The following is a 19,050-nucleotide window of genomic DNA, read 5'->3' as shown; positions in this document are numbered from 1 at the left end:
CATGACAGCCACTGAATCTGAACGCATCGTGCGCATCGGCGCTGGCGCGGGCTATTCGGGCGACCGCATCGAACCCGCGCTCGAACTCGCGGAACACGGCCACCTCGACTATCTCGTGTTCGAATGCCTCGCCGAACGCACGATCGCGATCGCGCAGCAGGCGCGCAGCAAGGACGCGGAGCTCGGCTACGACCCGCTGCTCGAAGCGCGCATGCGCGCGGTGCTGCCCGTCGCGGCGCGCAACGGCGTGCGTATCGTGTCGAACATGGGCGCGGCCAATCCTCGCGCGGCGGCGCGCAGGACCGCACAGATCGCGCGCGAGCTCGGTCTCGGCGCGCTGAAGATTGCCGCCGTCACCGGCGACGACGTGCTCGACGTCGTGCGTGCGGGCGACTTCCATTTCGTCGAATCGGGCGACGCGTTGGCCGCGTACGAGGACCGGTTGATATCGGCGAATGCGTATCTCGGCGCGAGCGGCATCGTCGACGCGCTGGCGGCCGGCGCGCAGATCGTGCTGACCGGGCGCGTCGCCGATCCGTCGCTGTTCGTCGCGCCGCTGGTCCACGAATTCGGCTGGCGCATGGACGACTGGCCGATGCTCGGCCAGGCGACGGTAATCGGCCATCTGCTCGAATGCGCAGGGCAGATCACCGGCGGCTATTTCGCAGACCCCGGCTTCAAGGACGTGCCGAATCTCGCGCGGCTCGGCTTTCCGATCGCCGAAGTCGCGCGGGACGGTTCGGTGGTGATCACGAAGCTCGCGCAAAGTGGCGGGCTCGTGACCGAGGCGACGTGCAAGGAGCAGTTGCTGTACGAGATTCACGATCCGCGTCGTTATCCGCAGCCCGACGTGGTGGCCGATTTCTCGCAGGTGCGCGTCGAGCAGCAAGCCCCGGACCGTGTGCGCGTCACCGGCGGTGGCGGCACGGAGCGCACCGCGACGCTGAAAGTGTCGGTTGCGTATTTCGACGGCTATATCGGCGAAGGGCAGATTTCGTACGGCGGACCGGGCGCGCTTGCGCGGGCACGGCTCGCTCTCGATATCGTGCGCGAACGGCTCGCGCTGACCGGTGTAGAGACGCGTGAACTGCGCTTCGATCTGATCGGCGTGAACGCACTGCACGGCGACACGGTGGCGGCTGGTCATGGCGAGCCGTACGAAGCGCGCGCGCGGGTGGCGGGGCGCACGGCATCGCTCGCGGAGGCGGTGCGCATCGGCAACGAGGTCGAGACGCTGTACACGAACGGACCGGCGGGCGGTGGCGGAGTGACGAAGGGGGCGCGCGAGGTGGTCGCCGTGCAATCGGTGCTGCTGCCGCGCGAGCATGCGACGCCGGCTTTCTCGCTAGTGGAGGCTTGAGATGAAACTACGTGAACTGGCTCATTCGCGCACCGGCGACAAGGGCAATACGCTCAACATCTCGGTGATCTGCTACGACGCGCGGCATTACGAGCGGTTGCGCGATGTGTTGACGCCCGAGCGCGTCAACGCTCATCTGCGTGAGGTGGTGCGCGGTGACGTGGTGCGTCATGAGTTGCCGGGCCTTGCGGCGTTCAACTTCGTGCTCGGCGATGCGCTCGGCGGCGGCGTTACGCGTTCGCTCGCGCTCGATGCGCATGGCAAATCGCTGAGCTCGGCGTTGATGGATCTGGACGTGGGGGAATGAGCGGATGCTGCTGGCGGCGTGTCGTATTGCGGGGCGATCGGTCATCAGCCCCGCATGCGATCACACGCCAGCCTTCGTCAAGTCATGCGCGCGGCGCAGACGCTCGCGGCTGTTGCTCAGATGCATGCGCATCGCGGCGCGCGCGTCGTCGGCGTCCTGACGCTCGATCGCGCGATAGATCATCAAGTGCTCGCCGAGCACGCTACGCAGCACCTCGATATGGTCGAGCTCCGCGATCTCGGCCGAACCGAGCCGCGTGCGCGGGCTGACCGAGCGCCCGAGCTGGCTCAGCACGTCGAAGAAGTAGCGGTTGCCGCTCGCGCGTGCGATCTGCAGATGGAACTCGATGTCGTGTGCGAGCGTGTCGGTGCTACCGCGCTCGAGTTCCGACTCGAAGCGATCGAGTGCGATGCGAATCTGCTTCAGGTTCTGCTCGGTACGCCGCGACGCCGCGAGCGCGGCCGCGGCCGCTTCGACGTCGATCCGGAACTCGATGATCGCCATCACGTCGAGCATGCTGGTGAGATCGGCGGCGGGAAGCTGCATCGGCTTTTCCGCGGCGGGCGTGAGCACGAACGTGCCGATGCCGTGGCGCGTCTCGACGATCCTCGCTGCCTGCAGACGCGAAATCGCCTCGCGGACCACGGAGCGGCTCACGGACAACTGCTTCATCATCGCGACTTCGGTGGGGATGCGATCGCCCGGCCTCAGCGCCCCGCGGCGAATTTCATCGGAAAGGGTGGCCACCACCTTTTCAGTTAGGCTGCTCATTTTTGTGGCTGGTTGACTGATCCAACAAAGTATCGCACAGGACTGTACTCGATTCTGCCGGGTTCGGCGGCATCGGCGCGGGCTATTTTTTCCGTGCGGACGCGCGATGGAGGGAAGATCAGGCGGACATCGGCGCAAACGCATGGGGTGCTGCTAGCGAGCCGCCAATTAATGACATCGGACGTCTTATCTAGTGGGACCTAAGAAGTGGGCTATAGCCTCTGAAAACTTGAATCCGCTATTATTTCAGGGGAGTTGATCGATACACGCAGGGTAAACACCCAACTAGATTTGAGAAAAATAACGCGGTAGACTGTCGTCAGACAACATATCAGACCTACTGGCGCGTCTCGCACTCACCTGTTGCGTCGCGCTGCATTCCACCAGGCCACATGGCCGACAGGGGAGACAAATCTTGACATCAGTTCTGACTGCCGCGCTCGACCCGCTGGAATCAGCGGTCGCGAAGGTGAAGCGCAACGTGTTGCCGCTTTTCCTGATCATGTTCATCGCGAACTATATCGACCGCGTGAACATCGGCTTCGTCAACGCGCACATCAAGACCGATCTCGGCATCGGCGCGGCAGCCTACGGTCTCGGCAGCGGGCTGTTCTTCATCGGCTACGCGCTGTTCGAAGTGCCGTCGAACGTGCTGATGCAGAAGTTCGGCGCGCGCGCGTGGCTCACGCGGATCATGGGCACGTGGGGGCTGGTGGCGGCCGCGATGGCGTTCGTGTGGAACGATACGTCGTTTTACGTGCTGCGGTTCCTGCTCGGCGTCGCCGAGGCGGGCTTCTTTCCCGGCGTCGTCTTCTACTTTACGCAGTGGCTGCCGCAAAAAGAACGCGGCAAGGCGATGGCGATCTTTCTGTCCGGCTCGGCGCTCGCGTCGGTGCTTTCCGGCCCGATCACCGGCTCGCTGCTGTCGATTCGCGGCCTCGGCCTGCAAGGCTGGCAGTGGATGTTCCTGATCGAAGGCGGGTTCTCGATCGTGCTGTGCATCGTCAGCTGGTTGCTGCTGAAGTCGCACATCCGCGACGCGCACTGGCTCACCGGCGAAGAACAGCGCGTGCTCGAACACTCGATCGCGGCCGAACAGGCCGAGCGCGAAGCGCAGGGCGGCGCGCATCTGCCGACGATGAAGCTGCTGAAGGACCCGCAGATCGCGCTGTTCTGCTTCCTGTACTTCGCGATCCAGCTGACGATCTACGCGGCCACTTTCTGGCTGCCCACGATCATCCGCAAGATGGGCGGCCTGTCCGATTTCGAGGTCGGCATGTTCAACGCGATTCCGTGGCTGATCGCGATGGTCGCGATGTATGGCTTCGCGGTCGTATCGGCGAAGTGGCGTCATCAGCAGGGCTGGCTCGCGGTCGCGCTCGTCATCGCGGCGATCGGCCTGTTCGCGTCGACATCGGGCAACCCGGTCTTCTCGTTCGTTGCGATCTGCTTCTCGGCGATCGGCTTCAAGGCGGCGTCGTCGCTGTTCTGGCCGATTCCGCAGGGCTACCTCGATGCGCGCGTCGCGGCCGGCGTGCTCGCGCTGATCAACTCGCTCGGCAACCTCGGCGGCTTCTTCGCGCCCGCTACCTTCGGCTATCTGCAGCAGCACACGGGGTCGATCACGGGCGGCTTGTACGGCCTCGGCGTCGCGTCGCTGCTCGCGGCTGCGGCCGGCTTCCTGACGCGCAACAAGCCCGGCAATCGCGAGCCGGCGCCCGAGTCGTTGCGCGGCAACGCGCATTGACTACACTGACGGCTCGTATGCGGCCGTCAGTTCTTCTGTATTCGAGTTTTCATCCGGTCCGGTCGAACGCGCACGCAGCGCGCGGCGGCTTCCGCCGGCCGGCTTACTTCATCACACAGGTGCTTTTCCCATGTCCACCAAACCTACCGAATCGAACGCCACGCCGGTCGTCACCGAGCTGCGCGTCGTGCCCGTCGCTGGCCGCGACAGCATGCTGATGAATCTGAGCGGCGCGCATGGTCCGTTCTTCACGCGCAACGTCGTGATCCTGCGCGACAGCGCGGGCCATACCGGTGTCGGCGAAGTGCCGGGCGGCGAGAACATCCGCAAGACGATCGACGACGCGCGGCCGTTCGTGGTCGGTCAGTCGATCGGCAATCTGCAAGCGATCCTGAACAAGGTGCGCACGCAGTTCGCCGATCGCGACGCAGGCGGTCGCGGTCTGCAGACCTTCGACCTGCGCACGACGATTCACGCGGTGACCGCGCTCGAAGCCGCGCTACTGGACCTGCTCGGCCAGCATCTCGGCGTACCGGTCGCGGCGCTGCTCGGCGAAGGCCAGCAGCGCGACGAGGTGGAAATGCTCGGCTACCTGTTCTATATCGGCGATCGCAACAAGACCGATCTGCCGTACGCGAACAACGCCGGCGCGCGTGATGACTGGGAGCGCGTGCGCACCGAACAAGCGCTGACGCCGGAAACGGTCGTGCGTCTCGCCGAAGCCGCGAAGGCGCGCTACGGCTTCAACGACTTCAAGCTGAAGGGCGGCGTGCTGCAAGGCGACGCGGAAATCGAGGCGGTCACGGCGCTGGCCGAGCGCTTCCCCGAAGCGCGCGTGACGCTCGACCCGAACGGCGCGTGGTCGCTCGCCGAAGCGGTGCGCCTGTGCCGTGACAAGCACGACGTGCTCGCCTACGCGGAAGATCCGTGCGGCGCGGAGAATGGCTATTCGGGCCGCGAAGTGATGGCCGAGTTCCGCCGCGCGACCGGACTGCCGACGGCGACCAACATGATCGCGACCGACTGGCGTCAGATGGGTCACGCCATCCAACTGCAATCGGTGGACATTCCGCTCGCCGATCCGCATTTCTGGACCATGCAGGGCTCGGTGCGCGTCGCGCAGATGTGCAACGACTGGGGCCTCACGTGGGGCTCGCATTCGAACAACCACTTCGACATTTCGCTCGCGATGTTCACGCACGTCGCGGCCGCGGCGCCGGGCAAGATCACCGCGATCGATACGCACTGGATCTGGCAGGACGGTCAGTTCCTGACGCGCGATCCGTTGCAGATCGTCGGCGGCAAGGTCAAGGTGCCGCAGAAGCCGGGCCTCGGCATCGAGCTCGATATGGACGAACTCGAGAAGGCGCACGCGCTGTATCAGCAGCACGGCCTCGGCGCGCGCGACGACGGCGTTGCCATGCAATATCTGATTCCGAACTGGAAGTTCGATAACAAGCGTCCGTGTCTCGTGCGTTAAAGAGGATTTAACTCAATCGAAAGCCTGGCGGGCTGCACGAAAGGTGTGCTCCGCCAGGCTTTTTTGTTTTCCGGCCGTCGCCATCCTCGCTCGCCGCTCACTACTCATCAGACGTCCGTGTATATCTATTAAGTCATTGTTTTTATTGCTATCACGTAAACCATCGTCGTCTGATGACGATTAAATCATTACGATGGTTTCACTGGAAAGCGGATCGTGTCCATGTTGAGGTGAACGTCGGGAACGAGAGGTTTCCAGCCAGGCCTACATGTCTTTTTAGATTCGGGCCTTGGAGCAGCAGCAAGCGGAAAACTGGCAATAAATCGAATCGCAGTCCTTCACATTAAAACGACCGATGCGCGTCTCGCATTTGTGCATATAACAATTGAGGAAAGACATGTCTGTGAAATTCACTCAGAGGAGAACAGCCGCTGCCGCAAGTGTTGTATTCATTCTGGCGGCGTGCGGTGGCAGCGATAGTCCGAACACAACGGCGGCTTCAACGCCAGCCCCACCGCAGACATCCACCATGCCATGGATGAATACGTCACTGTCTCCCGAAGCACGCGCGGCACTGCTTGTCCCCGCCATGGCGCTTGCCGATAAGGAAGAGCAATTGGCCGGTTCGAATCCCGGCATCCTGCCTGAATTGCCGCAGTGCTACGGTGCGCGGCACATTCTCGGCCTGACGAAGTACGCTATTCCGACGTTGCGCATCACCAATGGGCCCGTGGGTATCGGCCAGAACGACTGCGTTTCTCCGTCCGTTTCGGGCTTCGCCGCCTATACGGATTCCAGCTCCGCCAAGGCGACCGCTCTGCCTTCAGCCATCGCGATGGCGGCTTCGTTCGATCCTTCCGTAGCATCGGGCAGGCGCATGCGCAAGGATTTTCCGATTCCCCACAATTGACCGACCATGTCCGGGACGAGCTGATCCGCCGCGAAGTACTGTTCCAGCAGGCGCAGAAAAGTGGCTTCGACCGCGACCCGGAAGTCGCGGCACGCGCCGAGGCCGCGCGGCAAAAGACTCTCGCGCAGGCGCAGGCGACGTGGGAGATCGAGATCGTGAGAGCGTACATGCAGGACTTTCTGAAAAAGAACCCTGTCAGTGACGATCAATTGAAGGCGATCTACAACGACATGAAAGCAAAAGGCGGAAGCACGCAATATAAAGTCCGCCATATCCTCGTCAAGGATGAAGGCCACGCAAAAGACATCATTGCGAAGCTGAACAAGGGTGCGTCATTCGGCGACCTCGCAAAGGAATCGATCGATGCCGACACTCGATACAACGGCGGAGATCTGGGCTGGACAACTTCCAGCAAAATGGTCAAACCGTTTGCTGACGCGGTTTCGCATTTGCACAAGGGCGAATACACGCGCACGCCGGTCAAGACTGGATACGGTTTTCATGTGATCGAAGTCGATGACGCTCGCCCCTTGCAGGTTCCGTCGTTCGAAGACATGAAGCCGATGCTGTACCAGCAGGCACAAGCGGAACTCGTCGACAGGATGGTGAAGAATCTTAGAGCGAAAGCCACCATTCAGTAAGCGGCCAAGTCACGTTCGTCATCCTTGGGATGCGATTGAGAGCCTGATGTGACGGCGTCGGGTCTCTTCGTCCAGCCCGTTTGCTCCCCGGCCTTTCATCCGGATCGGGGAGCTTTTTTATTTGCCGCTCTTATTCGCGCACTCAGCTCTTGCGAAACACCACGTGCGAAATCCGTTGCACCAGCAGCGCGGCCGCGAGCGATGCCACCGCCGTCAGCCACACGCCCATATGAATCGACTGCACGAGGGCATCGCGCGCGCTATCGATCAGCGCGAGCGTATCGAGTCCCGACGACTTCATGTCCGCGATCAGCCGCGTGCGCGACGCATCGTCGATCAAAATGCGCAGATCGACGAAACGCGGCCGCCATTGCGATGAGGCCGGCTCGCCGAGCACGCTCATCGTGCGCGTGACGACGTCGCGATAGTGATGCTGCACGACTGTCGCGACGATGCTGGTGCCGAGCATGCCGCCGACCATGCGGGTCGATTGCAGCAGTGCGGTCGTGATGCCGAAGCGCTCGCGTCCGGCGATCTCCTGGCCGAACACGTTCAGATTGTTCAGGATGAAACCGAGGCCGATGCCGACCGCGCCCATCGGAAGCACGATGCGCAAGCGCGGGGTGTCCGGATTCGCGAACGCGAGCGCGATCGACGCGAACATCAGCAGCCCGAAACCGATCGTCAGAATGCGCGTGGGCTTTTTCATGTGAATCACGATGCGCGTGTTCAGCAGACTGCCGAGCGCGATGCACGCGGCGATCGGCGTCGCGAGCAAGCCGGCCTGCTGCGGCGACAGACCGAAGCCGCCTTGCAGCAGCAAAGGCGCGAAGAAGATCAGCGAGAACATCACGAAGCCGGACAGCATGCCGAGCATGAATAGCGTGACGAGCTGCGCGTCCTTGAACAGATCGAGCGGAATGATCGGGTGCGTGGCTCGCTTTTCGCACTTGAAGAGCGCGACAGCACCGATGGTCACGCACGCACCGAGCACGAGATTGCCCACCGTGAGGCCACTCTTCGGCACTGCTTCGATGAACGCCTGCAAACCGCCGAGCACGCACGCGACGAGCCCAGCGCCGAGCCAGTCGATCTTGACTTCGCCGTCCTGCGGCCGTCGGAAGTTCGGCAGATGGATCCAGACGAAATAGAGCGCGGCCGCGCCGACCGGCAGATTGATGAGAAACGTCGAGCGCCAGCCGAGGTGCTCACTCATCCAGCCGCCGAGCGACGGACCCGTCGCCGTGCCGATGCCGTAGGTCGCGGCCAGCACGACCTGCCAGCGCACGCGGGTGCGCGGGTCGGGGAACAGATCGGGAATCGATGCGAACGCAGTGCCGACCATCATGCCGCCGCCGACGCCTTGCAGGCCGCGCGCGATCGCGAGAAACAGCATGCTGTTGGCGAGGCCGCACAACACCGACGCGACCGTGAACGTGATCACCGCGGCAATCACGAAGCGCTTGCGGCCGAAGTAGTCGCCGAGCCGCCCGAACACCGGCACCGTGACGACCGACGCGAGCAGGTACGCGCTCGCGATCCACGCGAAGTATTCGAAGCCGTGCAGCTCGGCGACGATCGACGGCAACGCGGTGCTGACGACGGTCTGGTCCAGCGCGACCAGCATATTGACAAGGCCGATGCCGAGCATCGCGTAAAGCGCGTGGCGAAAGGGCAGGGCGGGGGCGGCGGGAACTGCGGCGGAACTGGCGGCGGGGGCGGTGGAATTCACGGATCGGGCAGAAGGCGGTTCGGGGTGGACGCTGCGCGGCGGACGGTCAGGCACCCAGCGATTGTACGCAAGTTGTCTGACGTCTTGAGGATTATACGGGTTTCCCCTAGTCGAAACCATTCGTCGCGCGAAAAACCCGCTGCGACCTACGCTGCCGCGCGCATGCATCCATCGTTCGGGTGTGCGAGCGTACTGGACGGCCCGCATGGTCTCGTCCGAACGTGGTAAGTTCGCTCGCGGAATATCCGATCGATGTATTTGAGGAGGAACTCATCCTGCGTCACGTCATGGCTTGCCTGCTGAACACGGTCCGCGAAGCCTTGACGATCAGCGTCGGCGTGGCAGCGGCCTGGTTAGGTGGCGCGCTGCTGCTCTACGCGCAAGGCGCGGGCGCCGTCACCGACATCGATACCGGCACCGGCGCCGCTTCCGCTTCGGGAACCAACGCCGGCTTCGTCTCGCTGTATGGCGTGATCGACACGAGCGTCGAAATCACCGACCCCGGGTCGGGCTGGGTCGCGCGTATGGACTCCGGCGCATATCGCGGTTCGCGCGTCGGGCTGCATGGCGCGGAGCCGCTCGGCGGCGGCAACGCGATCGTGTTCACGCTCGAAAACGGCTTCGGCTCGACCGACGGCAGCCTGCAGGTGCCCGGCTCGATCTTCAATCGCCAGGCATGGATCGGCGCGAGCGGCGGCTGGGGCGAACTGCGCTTCGGCCGCCAGTATTCGCCAATCTATATTCCGTTCAAGGGCGATCTCGACGCGTTCGGCGCCGGCACGATCGCTTCGGGGCTCAACAACCTGTCGAAGATCACCCCATACGCGAACAATGCGGTTGCGTATCTGTCGCCGCGCATCGCCGGCTTTAGCGCGACGCTGATGATGGCGATGCGCGATCCGTCCGAGAAGGACGGCAACGGTATCGACGGCTATTACGTGACCGCGTCGTATCGGTTCGACCAGTTGCATCTGCTGTACGCGCGCCAGCAGACCCACGGTGCCGGGGCACTGCGCGCGAATCTCGGCGGCGCGAACTACGCCTTCGGCAAGCTGCGCGTGTGGCTGTCCTTTTTCAATGGCGATGGCGGCGCGCCGGTCTATCACGGCGCGGGCGGCTCGCTATCGGCGCAGTACAGCTTTTCGAACAACGCGCGTGCGTCGCTCGGCTATGCGCACGTGCGCGACTACACGACGCCTGGCGGCAGCGCCGACCAGTTGAGCGCGGCATTCGAATACAGCATGTCGCCGACGCTGCTGCTGTACTTCAGCGCCGCGTATCTCGCGAATCACGACGACTCGAGCTTCACGCTGCGCGGCGTCAACGTCACGGGACTGCCGGTCGCCTATCCGGGTGCGCCGGTGGCGGGTGTTCAATTCGGTGTGATCGAGCGGTTCTAGCGCGGATCGCAATATGTGATTAATTGGTATGTGTCGAATGCAATTTTGATGTGACTGCCAATTGACGAGAGTGTCGGGCGAGTCGGAATTGCAAAAGCGTCGCGAATAAAAAAAAGCCGACACAGTGTGTCGGCCTAAAGATTCTGGCATCCGAGGATGATGGCCAGAACCTGAGAGACATGGACCCGCAAAGCAACGCCAGTGCGGTATTTCGGGCGCTGCGATGCGCATCGACCTGCGTCGTACTTTAACGTTAGCTTTCAGCACGAGGCGATTGAGAGCGCGTTCCGCCGATTGCTCTTCCTTCGAATGTCGATCCAGAAAGCATGGCGTGGAGTATAGCGTCGTCAATCGCCTTTGTGGAAACGCACTTCGGCAAATTGGTTAATGCACTTTTCCTGATGTTCAACATCGTATGGTTGGATTTACATAATGCGCAGATTCAACGGGAGCACGCCCGTGCGGTGACACGGTTCCGATAGAACAGGAAACGGGGTAGTAGCGCTATGCTAGCGGTTTCGTCTACTCGAGGAGCGACCGATGACCCAACACGCAGGTTCGATGATCACGTTCAACCGTCCCGACGGCAAGCAGCTACAGGGCTATCTCGCGAAGCCGGAAAAAACCGCCGGCGCGCCCGCAATCGTCGTGATCCAGGAATGGTGGGGCTTGAACGACCAGATTCGCGGCGTCGCCGATCGCCTTGCGAAAGCCGGCTACTTTGCGCTCGTGCCCGATCTGTATCGCGGCAAGTCGACGGTCGAAGAGGACGAGGCGAACCATCTGATGAGCGGCCTCGATTTCGGCGATGCCGCAACGCAGGATGTGCGCGGCGCGGTCCAGTATCTGCAGCAGCACGCTGCGAAGGTCGGCGTGACCGGCTATTGCATGGGTGGCGCGCTGACGTTGCTCGCGCTGTGCAACGTGCCCGAACTGGCGGCCGGCGTCGTCTGGTATGGCTTCCCGCCGCTCGACTATATCGACGCGTCGAAGATCAAGGTTCCGGTGATGGGCCACTGGGGTCAGCAGGACGAGTTCTTCGCCGCCGACACCGTCGACGCGCTCGAAAAGAAACTCACCGACGCGAAGGTCGACATCGAGTTTCATCGTTATCTGGCGCGTCACGCGTTCGCGAACGAAACGGCGGTTGGGTCGGGCCGCATTGCGAAGACGCAATACGATCCGGTCTGGGCGCAACAAGCGTGGGATCGTACGCTGACGTTCTTCGGCCGCACGCTGTGGAAATGAGTTGGTGAATGGCGGAAGCGGACGGCCGCGCTGTTTTTTGCAGCGCGGCCGTTTTCTTATGCAGCCTTTTCCGAGTTTGCGAGGTGCGTTTCAAACCCTGCGTGTTCAATGGCGTTGCCAACATGGCGGATGTGGACTATTTGATTTTGGCGCAAACGTAGTTTTCCTTATCGGATGCGTCTCTCTCGAGAATTGCATTTGAAAGCAAAGCCAACATAAAATGCTAAACGGTATTGGAATCCTCGGTTAAGTTGTAGAGCAGCACTTAACTCGGCAGACGGTGTCCGTTCATTCCGTTGTTCTGGACTTGAAAGCATCATTCCCCCGGTCGGGAACGGGCGACATCTTCGCTGACATTGTCTGACCGGTCGAGCACCGGCACTACAGTTAAGTACCTACCTAATACCCAAGGTGAAATTCGCGAGCCCGAGGCAACACGCGGGGCGGCGAGCGTCCGGGCCAAGGGCCGGTTACGACGTGTCGTTGAGGTTGACGCTTGCGTCGGGATATTCTGGGATATAATACGAAAATGAATACGATTGCAATCCTAGGCCGAGTGACTTCCGGCGAACTTCAGGAACTGGACGGCAGTGATTTTCCGGCTCAGGTAGCGGCAGAGACACGCAAACTGATCAACCGGGGAGTGCTTGCACCCGGCTTCCAACTACGACAGTCCGATCTTGCCGAGCGCTTCGGCATTAGCCGGGTGCCCGTGCGTGAGGCGCTGAAACTGCTGGCCGCTGAAGGCATCATCGAACACGATCCGAATCGTGGGTTCTTTGTCGCCCAACTGTCGAGCGACGAGGCACGGCAACTATATCGGATGCGGCAACTGCTTGAAGCCGAATTGCTGATGACCATCGAATGGCCGACGCCCGCGCAGATGAAGCAACTCAAGGCAATGCTCGCGGATCTGGAGCATTTGCTCGGTGCGGGTAATCGCGAAGGCTGGATCGAGCAGCACCGCGCATTCCACGACATGATTTTCGATCTGTCACCGAACAAGGTGCTTAAACGCGAAGTGCTGCGATTGATGCGATTGACCGATCGCTATCGTGCATTGGCCGCAGATATCTCAGCGAACCCTGAACACCGCAATGCGAATATCGAGGCGCGGTTGGTGAAGGCTCTGCAGAGTAAGGATAAAGACTTGCTGCTCGCGACTTACGAAAAGGGCCGATCAATTGTTTTGAGCGGCTTGATGGCGGTGCTTGCGGCCAGAGAGACCTGATCGATAGAAGGGCACCCACGGTGCCCTTTTTTCATCTATAGCCGGTATCGTGCAACGTGTTTGTCGTTTGACGCCCACGCGAAGACGCCTGCCAAATTGCTAAATTAATCAGACCCCCAGTTCGAGATCCAAAGCATGTCGTGGAAATCGACGGCCTTATTGGTTTGAAATTCACCGTAAGAACCCTGTGAATACAGTAGCGGGGTCTTTGCGTCCGTATTAATGGCGGTTCCCAATACGTGGCCAAAAATTACGGCATGCGTGCCGATTTCGACGATACGTTCGACGCTACAATCGAAATTCACCATCGCCGTGGCCAACGCCGGGGCGCCGGTCCTAATGCGATTCCACGTGCCGGCCTGGAATTTTTCCTCAGGCGAGATAGGGCGAGAAAACCGTTGTGCCAATTCCTGCTCGCTGCGCGCTAGCACATTGACGACAAAATGACCGGTCGCCTGCACGTGTGCCAACGAGGAATTCGCGCGATTGATGCAGACGAGCAGGATAGGGGGCGCAGCACTCACGGAAGTCACGGCGGTTGCTGTCATACCAGAAAGTGGACCGTCAGCGTCAGAACCGGTGGTAATCAAACACACGTGCCCGGTGAGACTGCGCATGGCGCGCCTAAATTCAGATTCTTCGATGCTCAATTGCGCCCCCAGGTCATCATAATTTGGTGACACTAAAAGAAACACGGGTGGCGTCCCAAAGACGGCCGCCCGTGAGAGAGACTCGCACCTCTCAGCTGGTTACTGGTCCCAGCCGAAGATACTGAGCGTGCTTTCGCCTGCCTCGAGCCGTTTCAACTGCTGTGCTTCTGCGGCCTCACGTGCTTCCGAGGCTGCAATAGCGGTTGCGACCTGCTCGCGCGGAATGCAGACGACACCATCTTCGTCGCCGACGATCAGGTCACCTGCATTGACGGTCACGTCGTCGAGTCGGATCGGTGCGTTGATCCAGCCGCGAGCGCCAAAATCTTTTCCGGTGCCGCGGATACAAAGTCCTCGGGCGAAGACGGGGAACCCGATCTCGGAGAGCAGTCGCTGATCACGAACGCACCCGTTAATGACGAGACCTGCAAGCCCGCGAACCTTTGAGGCCGTTGACATGATCTCGCCCCAGTACCCATGCTCATAGGCTTCGCTGACCGACACGACCAGCACATCGCCCGGCTGTGCGGCGTAGATCGCCCGATGCAACCACAGGTTGTCACCACCCGGCGAATGGACGGTCACAGCAGGGCCACACACTTTGAAGCCCGGTGCCACAGGGTGGATTGCAGCCGGCAGCGCACCGATCTTTCCAGCCGCTTCATGCAGCGTGGCAGACGGCAGGTTGCCCGCCGACTTGATTAGTTCGGTATCCGGACGTTGAATGTCGAGTCGTGTCGTCTCTGCTGGGTTCAAGCGCGGACCGGTCATGCTTTGCTCCCGGTGGTGCGCGTTTGCAATTGATGGTACTTGAACTGCTTGCGCGCTTCGTCGAGGCGCATGCCCGACGCGACTGCTGCACGAATCGCTTTTTCTGCTGCGTCGATTTCTTCCGCAGCGGCGAGCACACGCTCTTCGTGTTCTTTGGGAATCGAAATAACGCCATCGGCATCACCGCGCAGCAGGTCACCCGGAGCAACACGTACGTCGCCGATGTTGACCGGCACGTTCGTGGCTTCGACTTGCACGCGATCCTTGCCAGTGCGCATCCAGTTGTCCTTGGAGAACACCGGGTAGCCGAGCGACAGGCAGAGATGGACGTCGCGGTTGATGCCGTCGATCACCGTGCCGGCGATGCCGCGACGGTGTGCGATTTCGGTCAGGATGTCGCCCCAAACGGTGGCATCGGTGCGACCGCCGTTGTCGAGAACAATCACGCTGCCGGGCGGCACGTCGTCGATGAAGTCGCCGACCGTGCCCGCGGGAGAAGCAGCCGGGCCGTAGAGGATCGTGAATGCACGACCAGCCATGCGGAAGGACGGGTCACGGGGCTTGATGCGGCTGCACTGGCCGTTGAGACCCAGACGATCGAGAGCGTCGCTTAGCGTTGCCGTTTCGAGTTTTGCTGCACGAGCGACGTTCTTGTCTTGTTCGATTTCGGACATGACTAATCCTTAAGCATGAATTCGTAGTTGCCGCCCATCACTTCGTGGATGGGGGTGCCTGCCAGTACAGCCTTCGCCATCAGGGCTTCACGGGCCACGATCGACTCGGCGGTTTCGATCACGCGTGCAACGTTGGCCGCGCTGATGAAGATCACGGCGCTGCTGTCGGCGATCACATAATCACCGGCTTCGACGGCGGTACCGAAGACCTCGACCGGAACGTTGACGCCCTTCTCGACGATGCGACCGCGGGCAGTACGGGCGGTGAACGCGTTCGCGAACACCGGCAGATCCATCTCGCGGGATTCGTCGATATCACGGACCGGGCCGTCGGCGATCACGCCAGCGATGCCGCGAACCTTGGCGCCCAACGAGAGGATGCCGCCCCACGAACCGGCTTCGACGCCCGTGCGCTGCTCGACAACGATCACGTCGTCGGCGCCGCCGAGTTCGATCGCGGTGGTGCCGAGGTGACGCGGCGGGCCCGGAGGCGGATCGCCAACACCGAGTTTCATCGTGATCACGCGACCTGCGATCCGCCTCGTGCCCGAAGCCTGCTGAACACCGCTGACGACACCGGTCAGACCGAGTTTGTCCAGCGCGTCCGAGACGGCACAGCAGTCCAATCGCCGAAGGCGGTGGACGTATTCATCTTTGCTTTTCATATCTTTGCTAATCCTTATTGCTGGTCCGGCGATTTCCAGTAGACGAAACCCATCGCGTTGCCGGTGCCGGCTTCGCTGCGATAGCACGGCACGTAATCAACCACCGTCATGTCGAAGCCGATTTCGTCCATCACGCCAGCGACCGGAATCCAGTTCTTGATTTCCGACGTGCCTGCCTGGAAGATCGCTTCATCAAGTTCGAAGACCGGCGAGAAATCATGGTTCTTCATCGCGCTCAGGACCAACTGGTCGACGCGCTCGTCGATCACGAAGTGCGTCAGACCGCCCGAGGCGATGACGGCAACGCGTGCATCCGTGTCCCACGACTGGATAGCGCGACCGATCGAGCGGCCGAACGCGTGGCAGCGGGCAACGGTCGGTTGATTCGGCGGGTAGAACGTGTTGACGAGCACCGGCACGGTCGGGATCACCTGATCCTTCATCAACTGACGGAACACGAACCCGAACGCGTGCGGCGTTTCGGTTTCCGACAGACGCTGAAGGGCTGCGACGTCGAACTGATCGTTCATCGCGGTCTTGATGATGTGCTTCGCGAGTTCGGGAACGCCGGAGTAACTCGCGGTATCCGGCATATAGCCCGGCATCGCGTGACGCACACCCGGCGGCATCGTCTGAAGTTTCTCGTGGCTGATCATGTTGTTCACGATCGTCGGGCCACACATCACGCTGAGTGCAGGGATGCAGTCGGTATCGAAGATTTCCATCTGATCGTTGCCGACGATCACAACGACGTCCGGCTTCGCTTCAGCGAGAACCCGCGCCATCTCCTCGATAGCCGCGAGACACTGGGCGTGCCTGGCTTTCCATACGTCGAGCGTGATCTGTTTCCCGAGGTTCTCGGCACGCCGATAGTCGACGAGTTCATCGAAGGACCACTCACGGGCCTCGAAGTGATGCTTACTCAGTCGGTCATCGGGTACACGAGCGCCCCAGGTTTCAGGCGGCGTCACGAGCATGGGACCGTGCGATGTCCCCATTCCCAGTACGATTTTTGCCATGGTTTCGAGTCCTGTGGGCGCCGGGAATTATTCGTAATCCGCGAGGTCGAGCTTGAAGAAGTCGCGGGCATTGCCGAAGAAGATCTTGTCCTTCTCCTCCTGCGACAGCCAGTCGAACCCCTGGATGTACGGCTTGATGTCGTCGAACGTGCGGCCCGTATCCGGATTGATCGCCGAGCCGACGCCCGGGCACTCGGCACCGAACAGGCAGCGATCGGCACCCACGGTCTTGATCAGCAGGCGCAGCGACTCTTCCGAGTAGAGCACGGTGTCGTAATACAGGTTGCGCATACCTTCGAGGAAGTTGCGGCCGGCGCGTGCCCCACCCGACTGGAAGCGACCGATCTGATATGGGATCGAGCCGCCGCCGTGCGAGATCATGACCTTCAGCTTCGGGAAGTCCTTGAACACGTTCGAGTTGACGAGGTTGAACACCGCGATGGTTTCTTCATTGATGAAGTGAACGGTGTAGGGCGAGCGAGCCGAATGTGAACCCGTAGCGTGGATGTGCGCCGGAATGTCGAGTTCGCACAGCTTCTCGTACAGCGGATACCAGTAGCGCTCACCCAGCCCCGGGGCTTCGCTGCCGCTGTTTTCGAACGGATCGGGGTTGAGCAGCACGCCCTTGAAGCCGAGTTCCTTCACGCCGCGTTCGAGTTCCGGCAACACCGTTTCGATCGGGTCACCCGCAACTTGCGGCAGGCCGCCGACGCCGATAAAGCGCTTCGGCAGCAGCTTGACTGTGCGCGAGATGATGTTGTTCGTTTCTTCGGTGAACCAGTGTACGAGTTTGCCCGGCTTCTGGCTGTGCATCATCTGGAACGGCCGCGGCGACAGCAGTTGGACGTTCGTGCCCACGCGATCGAGCATGTCGAGATGGCCGACCGGCGCCATTTCCTTCTTGTTGGCGTAGTGCAGGATCTCTTCGTCCGTCACTTCCGGCATCCTGCGACCATGCTCGCCGCGATGCGAGAGGATGTGTGCCTTGTAGACCCAGAGTTCGGCGGGCGCGCTGACGTGACCGTGGCAATCGATAATCACTTACTTGTCTCCTTGACTTAACGTGAGATGTGGGCGACGTCGTCGCCCGGTGTTCTATTTACAGATCGAGGACGAGACGGTCGCCCTTACAGCCAGAACAGCAAATGATCATCGTGTTGTTCGCAGCCTTTTCGGGCTCCGACAGAATGGCATCGCGGTGATCCGGCTGCCCTTCGAGCACGCGGACTTCACACGCGCCGCACACGCCTTCTTCACAGGAATAGGAAATGGGGATTCCCGCGTCGCGCACGACGTTGAGAATCGTCTTGCCCTGCGGGACCGTCAGGGTTTTTCCGCTCTTGCGCAATTCGATGACGAAGTTTCCATCGAGCGCGGCTTCCTGCTTCGCGGAGAAGTATTCGACGTGAACCTGTTCCTGAGGCAGCGATGCACACGCGGCTTCGAACGCCTCGAGCATCGGGCCGGGGCCGCAGCAGTAGAAGTGAGCGGTAGACGGTTCGTTCTTGACGACGTCCGCGATGTTGAGGAATGTGCCGGCCTCGACATCGACGTGAACCAGCGCGCCTTCGAAGCTTTTCAATTCCTCGGCAAAGGCCACGTCGACGCGTTCACGGCACGAGTAATAGATACGCGGCGATCGGCCGAGCTCTTTCAGACGACGGGCCATACACAGAATAGGTGTAATCCCGATGCCGCCGGCGACCAGGACGGTGTGCGCGGCATCTTCATTGAGCGGGAAGTTGTTGCGAGGTGCTTCGATCGGGATGAGATCGCCGACACGCATCGTTTCGTGCATATAGCGCGAACCGCCGCGCGACTGCGGATCGAGTTTGACGCCGACCACGTACGAACGCTGTGTCAGGCTGTTGCTGTATTCCAATAGCGAGTACTGACGGGTCAGGCCGTTCGGCAAAACGACTCCGACGTGAGCGCCCGGTTCCGCCCCGGGCAGGAGGTTGCCCTCGGGGTCTTCGAACGTGAAGGCCAGCGTGTTCCGGGCCAGATAGTTGATCGCCGTCAAACGCAGGGTCATCACTTCATTCAGTTGTTCACTCATGTCACCTCCAAAATCGTAGAACGCGGGGAACCGCGCAAACGGCGCGCAAGAATCACACATCACGCTTCCTTGTTTAAAAACCTCTGACGTCAGAATCACGGGGCACTGAAAGTTCCGTGGGCCGTTTGACGCGTAATTCTTTTTTGCATATTATTTGGCCTGACCAGAAAAAAGTCAAAGCCTCTTCGGCGCAGAGTCTGGCGGAAGCTGTAGCGACTACGTTTCTGAGGAAAACAGGCGACATCACACGGGGTATTCCCCTAGCAGGCTGTTGAAAAGCGCCCCGTCATGACGACCGAAGCTACGTTCAGGAGACTTGCGCGTGCAATTTCCCGCTGAATTACCGGTTTGCCGCGCGATCCGCGCGGGGCATGCGCACGCATGC

General features: G+C 61.2%; 19 protein-coding genes. 10 read left to right on the top strand and 9 right to left on the bottom strand.

The features are described 5' to 3' along the window. The first annotated feature begins 1 nt into the window (after position 1). Positions 2 to 1,360: an acyclic terpene utilization AtuA family protein gene (locus tag AB4Y34_RS34105; protein ID WP_368718545.1), complete on the top strand. Its 1,359-nt coding sequence runs from the start codon at positions 2 to 4 to the stop codon at positions 1,358 to 1,360. A 1-nt stretch (position 1,361) separates the two neighbouring features. After that, positions 1,362 to 1,667 carry a hypothetical protein gene (locus tag AB4Y34_RS34100; protein ID WP_176106766.1) on the top strand — a complete coding sequence of 102 codons (306 nt, stop codon included), beginning with the start codon at positions 1,362 to 1,364 and terminating at the stop codon, positions 1,665 to 1,667. Positions 1,668 to 1,727: 60 nt separating this feature from the next. Here the strand turns inward: AB4Y34_RS34100 and AB4Y34_RS34095 are convergent, their stop codons facing one another. Next, positions 1,728 to 2,438, bottom strand: a complete 711-nt coding sequence (locus tag AB4Y34_RS34095) for a FadR/GntR family transcriptional regulator (protein WP_176126372.1) — start codon at positions 2,436 to 2,438, stop codon at positions 1,728 to 1,730. Between the two features lie 415 nt (positions 2,439 to 2,853). On the opposite strand from AB4Y34_RS34095, the gene AB4Y34_RS34090 reads away from it, so the two are divergent. The 4 genes from AB4Y34_RS34090 (at position 2,854) to AB4Y34_RS34075 (ending at position 7,216) form a co-directional block, all read left to right on the top strand. Further along, positions 2,854 to 4,185 carry an MFS transporter gene (locus AB4Y34_RS34090; protein WP_368718544.1) on the top strand — a complete coding sequence of 444 codons (1,332 nt, stop codon included), beginning with the start codon at positions 2,854 to 2,856 and terminating at the stop codon, positions 4,183 to 4,185. A gap of 130 nt (positions 4,186 to 4,315) precedes the next feature. Continuing rightward, positions 4,316 to 5,665, top strand: a complete 1,350-nt coding sequence (gudD, locus tag AB4Y34_RS34085; RefSeq protein ID WP_176385687.1) for a glucarate dehydratase — start codon at positions 4,316 to 4,318, stop codon at positions 5,663 to 5,665. A 397-nt stretch (positions 5,666 to 6,062) separates the two neighbouring features. Next, positions 6,063 to 6,575 (top strand): hypothetical protein, encoded by a 513-nt coding sequence (locus AB4Y34_RS34080; protein ID WP_368718543.1) that lies wholly within the window; start codon positions 6,063 to 6,065, stop codon positions 6,573 to 6,575. Next, entirely contained in the window at positions 6,572 to 7,216 is a 645-nt protein-coding gene (locus tag AB4Y34_RS34075) for a peptidylprolyl isomerase (protein ID WP_368718542.1), read from the top strand. The genes AB4Y34_RS34080 and AB4Y34_RS34075 overlap by 4 nt, the downstream gene beginning before the upstream one ends. Before the next feature lie 142 nt (positions 7,217 to 7,358). Here the strand turns inward: AB4Y34_RS34075 and AB4Y34_RS34070 are convergent, their stop codons facing one another. Then, complete coding sequence (locus AB4Y34_RS34070) at positions 7,359 to 8,867, bottom strand: MFS transporter (RefSeq protein ID WP_368718568.1); 1,509 nt, start codon at positions 8,865 to 8,867, stop codon at positions 7,359 to 7,361. A 302-nt stretch (positions 8,868 to 9,169) separates the two neighbouring features. Here AB4Y34_RS34070 and AB4Y34_RS34065 point away from each other — a divergent pair, with 302 nt between their 5' ends. The 4 genes from AB4Y34_RS34065 to AB4Y34_RS34050 all read left to right on the top strand — a co-directional run bounded on the left by AB4Y34_RS34065 (position 9,170) and on the right by AB4Y34_RS34050 (position 12,827). Then, entirely contained in the window at positions 9,170 to 10,348 is a 1,179-nt protein-coding gene (locus AB4Y34_RS34065) for a porin (RefSeq protein ID WP_368718541.1), read from the top strand. A gap of 540 nt (positions 10,349 to 10,888) precedes the next feature. Further along, a complete protein-coding gene (locus tag AB4Y34_RS34060) occupies positions 10,889 to 11,596 on the top strand; it encodes a dienelactone hydrolase family protein (RefSeq protein ID WP_176384093.1) in 708 nt (235 codons plus the stop codon). Positions 11,597 to 11,604: 8 nt separating this feature from the next. Continuing rightward, positions 11,605 to 11,757, top strand: coding sequence for a hypothetical protein (locus AB4Y34_RS34055; protein WP_368718540.1), 153 nt, complete (start codon positions 11,605 to 11,607; stop codon positions 11,755 to 11,757). A gap of 368 nt (positions 11,758 to 12,125) precedes the next feature. Further along, the gene (locus AB4Y34_RS34050) at positions 12,126 to 12,827 is read left to right on the top strand and encodes a GntR family transcriptional regulator (RefSeq protein ID WP_176125414.1); all 702 of its coding nucleotides are present in this window, start codon (positions 12,126 to 12,128) and stop codon (positions 12,825 to 12,827) included. Positions 12,828 to 12,931: 104 nt separating this feature from the next. On the opposite strand, the gene AB4Y34_RS34045 is transcribed toward AB4Y34_RS34050, so the two are convergent. The 7 genes from AB4Y34_RS34045 to AB4Y34_RS34015 form a co-directional block, all read right to left on the bottom strand. Further along, positions 12,932 to 13,477 (bottom strand): flavin reductase family protein, encoded by a 546-nt coding sequence (locus tag AB4Y34_RS34045; RefSeq protein ID WP_368718539.1) that lies wholly within the window; start codon positions 13,475 to 13,477, stop codon positions 12,932 to 12,934. 99 nt (positions 13,478 to 13,576) lie between these two features. Next, complete coding sequence (locus tag AB4Y34_RS34040) at positions 13,577 to 14,248, bottom strand: 4-carboxy-4-hydroxy-2-oxoadipate aldolase/oxaloacetate decarboxylase (protein WP_368718538.1); 672 nt, start codon at positions 14,246 to 14,248, stop codon at positions 13,577 to 13,579. Then, positions 14,245 to 14,922 carry an RraA family protein gene (locus tag AB4Y34_RS34035; RefSeq protein ID WP_176384087.1) on the bottom strand — a complete coding sequence of 226 codons (678 nt, stop codon included), beginning with the start codon at positions 14,920 to 14,922 and terminating at the stop codon, positions 14,245 to 14,247. Before AB4Y34_RS34035 ends, AB4Y34_RS34040 begins: the two co-directional genes overlap by 4 nt. Before the next feature lie 2 nt (positions 14,923 to 14,924). Further along, complete coding sequence (locus AB4Y34_RS34030) at positions 14,925 to 15,587, bottom strand: RraA family protein (protein WP_176125417.1); 663 nt, start codon at positions 15,585 to 15,587, stop codon at positions 14,925 to 14,927. Between the two features lie 14 nt (positions 15,588 to 15,601). After that, complete coding sequence (locus tag AB4Y34_RS34025; RefSeq protein ID WP_176384083.1) at positions 15,602 to 16,606, bottom strand: protocatechuate 3,4-dioxygenase; 1,005 nt, start codon at positions 16,604 to 16,606, stop codon at positions 15,602 to 15,604. Between the two features lie 27 nt (positions 16,607 to 16,633). Next, positions 16,634 to 17,647, bottom strand: coding sequence for an amidohydrolase family protein (locus AB4Y34_RS34020; RefSeq protein ID WP_368718537.1), 1,014 nt, complete (start codon positions 17,645 to 17,647; stop codon positions 16,634 to 16,636). A gap of 58 nt (positions 17,648 to 17,705) precedes the next feature. Further along, positions 17,706 to 18,665, bottom strand: coding sequence for a 2Fe-2S iron-sulfur cluster-binding protein (locus AB4Y34_RS34015; RefSeq protein WP_368718567.1), 960 nt, complete (start codon positions 18,663 to 18,665; stop codon positions 17,706 to 17,708). Positions 18,666 to 19,050: the final 385 nt, after the last annotated feature.

It is taken from the genome of Paraburkholderia sp. BR10954, assembly GCF_040965775.1.
Lineage (GTDB): Bacteria > Pseudomonadota > Gammaproteobacteria > Burkholderiales > Burkholderiaceae > Paraburkholderia > Paraburkholderia youngii.
The sequence above is the reverse complement of the archived record's forward strand: the minus strand, read 5'-3'. Positions and strand labels throughout refer to the sequence as shown.

Excerpts from the sequence above, each read along its gene's own strand:
- AB4Y34_RS34025 (WP_176384083.1), bottom strand. The coding sequence starts at position 16,606 with ATGGCAAAAATCGTACTGGGAATGGGGACATCGCACGGTCCCATGCTC.
- AB4Y34_RS34015 (WP_368718567.1), bottom strand. The coding sequence starts at position 18,665 with ATGAGTGAACAACTGAATGAAGTGATGACCCTGCGTTTGACGGCGATC.
- AB4Y34_RS34055 (WP_368718540.1), top strand. The coding sequence starts at position 11,605 with ATGGCGGAAGCGGACGGCCGCGCTGTTTTTTGCAGCGCGGCCGTTTTC.
- AB4Y34_RS34095 (WP_176126372.1), bottom strand. The coding sequence starts at position 2,438 with ATGAGCAGCCTAACTGAAAAGGTGGTGGCCACCCTTTCCGATGAAATT.
- gudD (WP_176385687.1), top strand. The coding sequence starts at position 4,316 with ATGTCCACCAAACCTACCGAATCGAACGCCACGCCGGTCGTCACCGAG.
- AB4Y34_RS34060 (WP_176384093.1), top strand. The coding sequence starts at position 10,889 with ATGACCCAACACGCAGGTTCGATGATCACGTTCAACCGTCCCGACGGC.
- AB4Y34_RS34070 (WP_368718568.1), bottom strand. The coding sequence starts at position 8,867 with ATGCTCGGCATCGGCCTTGTCAATATGCTGGTCGCGCTGGACCAGACC.
- AB4Y34_RS34030 (WP_176125417.1), bottom strand. The coding sequence starts at position 15,587 with ATGAAAAGCAAAGATGAATACGTCCACCGCCTTCGGCGATTGGACTGC.
- AB4Y34_RS34105 (WP_368718545.1), top strand. The coding sequence starts at position 2 with ATGACAGCCACTGAATCTGAACGCATCGTGCGCATCGGCGCTGGCGCG.
- AB4Y34_RS34050 (WP_176125414.1), top strand. The coding sequence starts at position 12,126 with ATGAATACGATTGCAATCCTAGGCCGAGTGACTTCCGGCGAACTTCAG.
- AB4Y34_RS34100 (WP_176106766.1), top strand. The coding sequence starts at position 1,362 with ATGAAACTACGTGAACTGGCTCATTCGCGCACCGGCGACAAGGGCAAT.
- AB4Y34_RS34035 (WP_176384087.1), bottom strand. The coding sequence starts at position 14,922 with ATGTCCGAAATCGAACAAGACAAGAACGTCGCTCGTGCAGCAAAACTC.
- AB4Y34_RS34080 (WP_368718543.1), top strand. The coding sequence starts at position 6,063 with ATGTCTGTGAAATTCACTCAGAGGAGAACAGCCGCTGCCGCAAGTGTT.
- AB4Y34_RS34040 (WP_368718538.1), bottom strand. The coding sequence starts at position 14,248 with ATGACCGGTCCGCGCTTGAACCCAGCAGAGACGACACGACTCGACATT.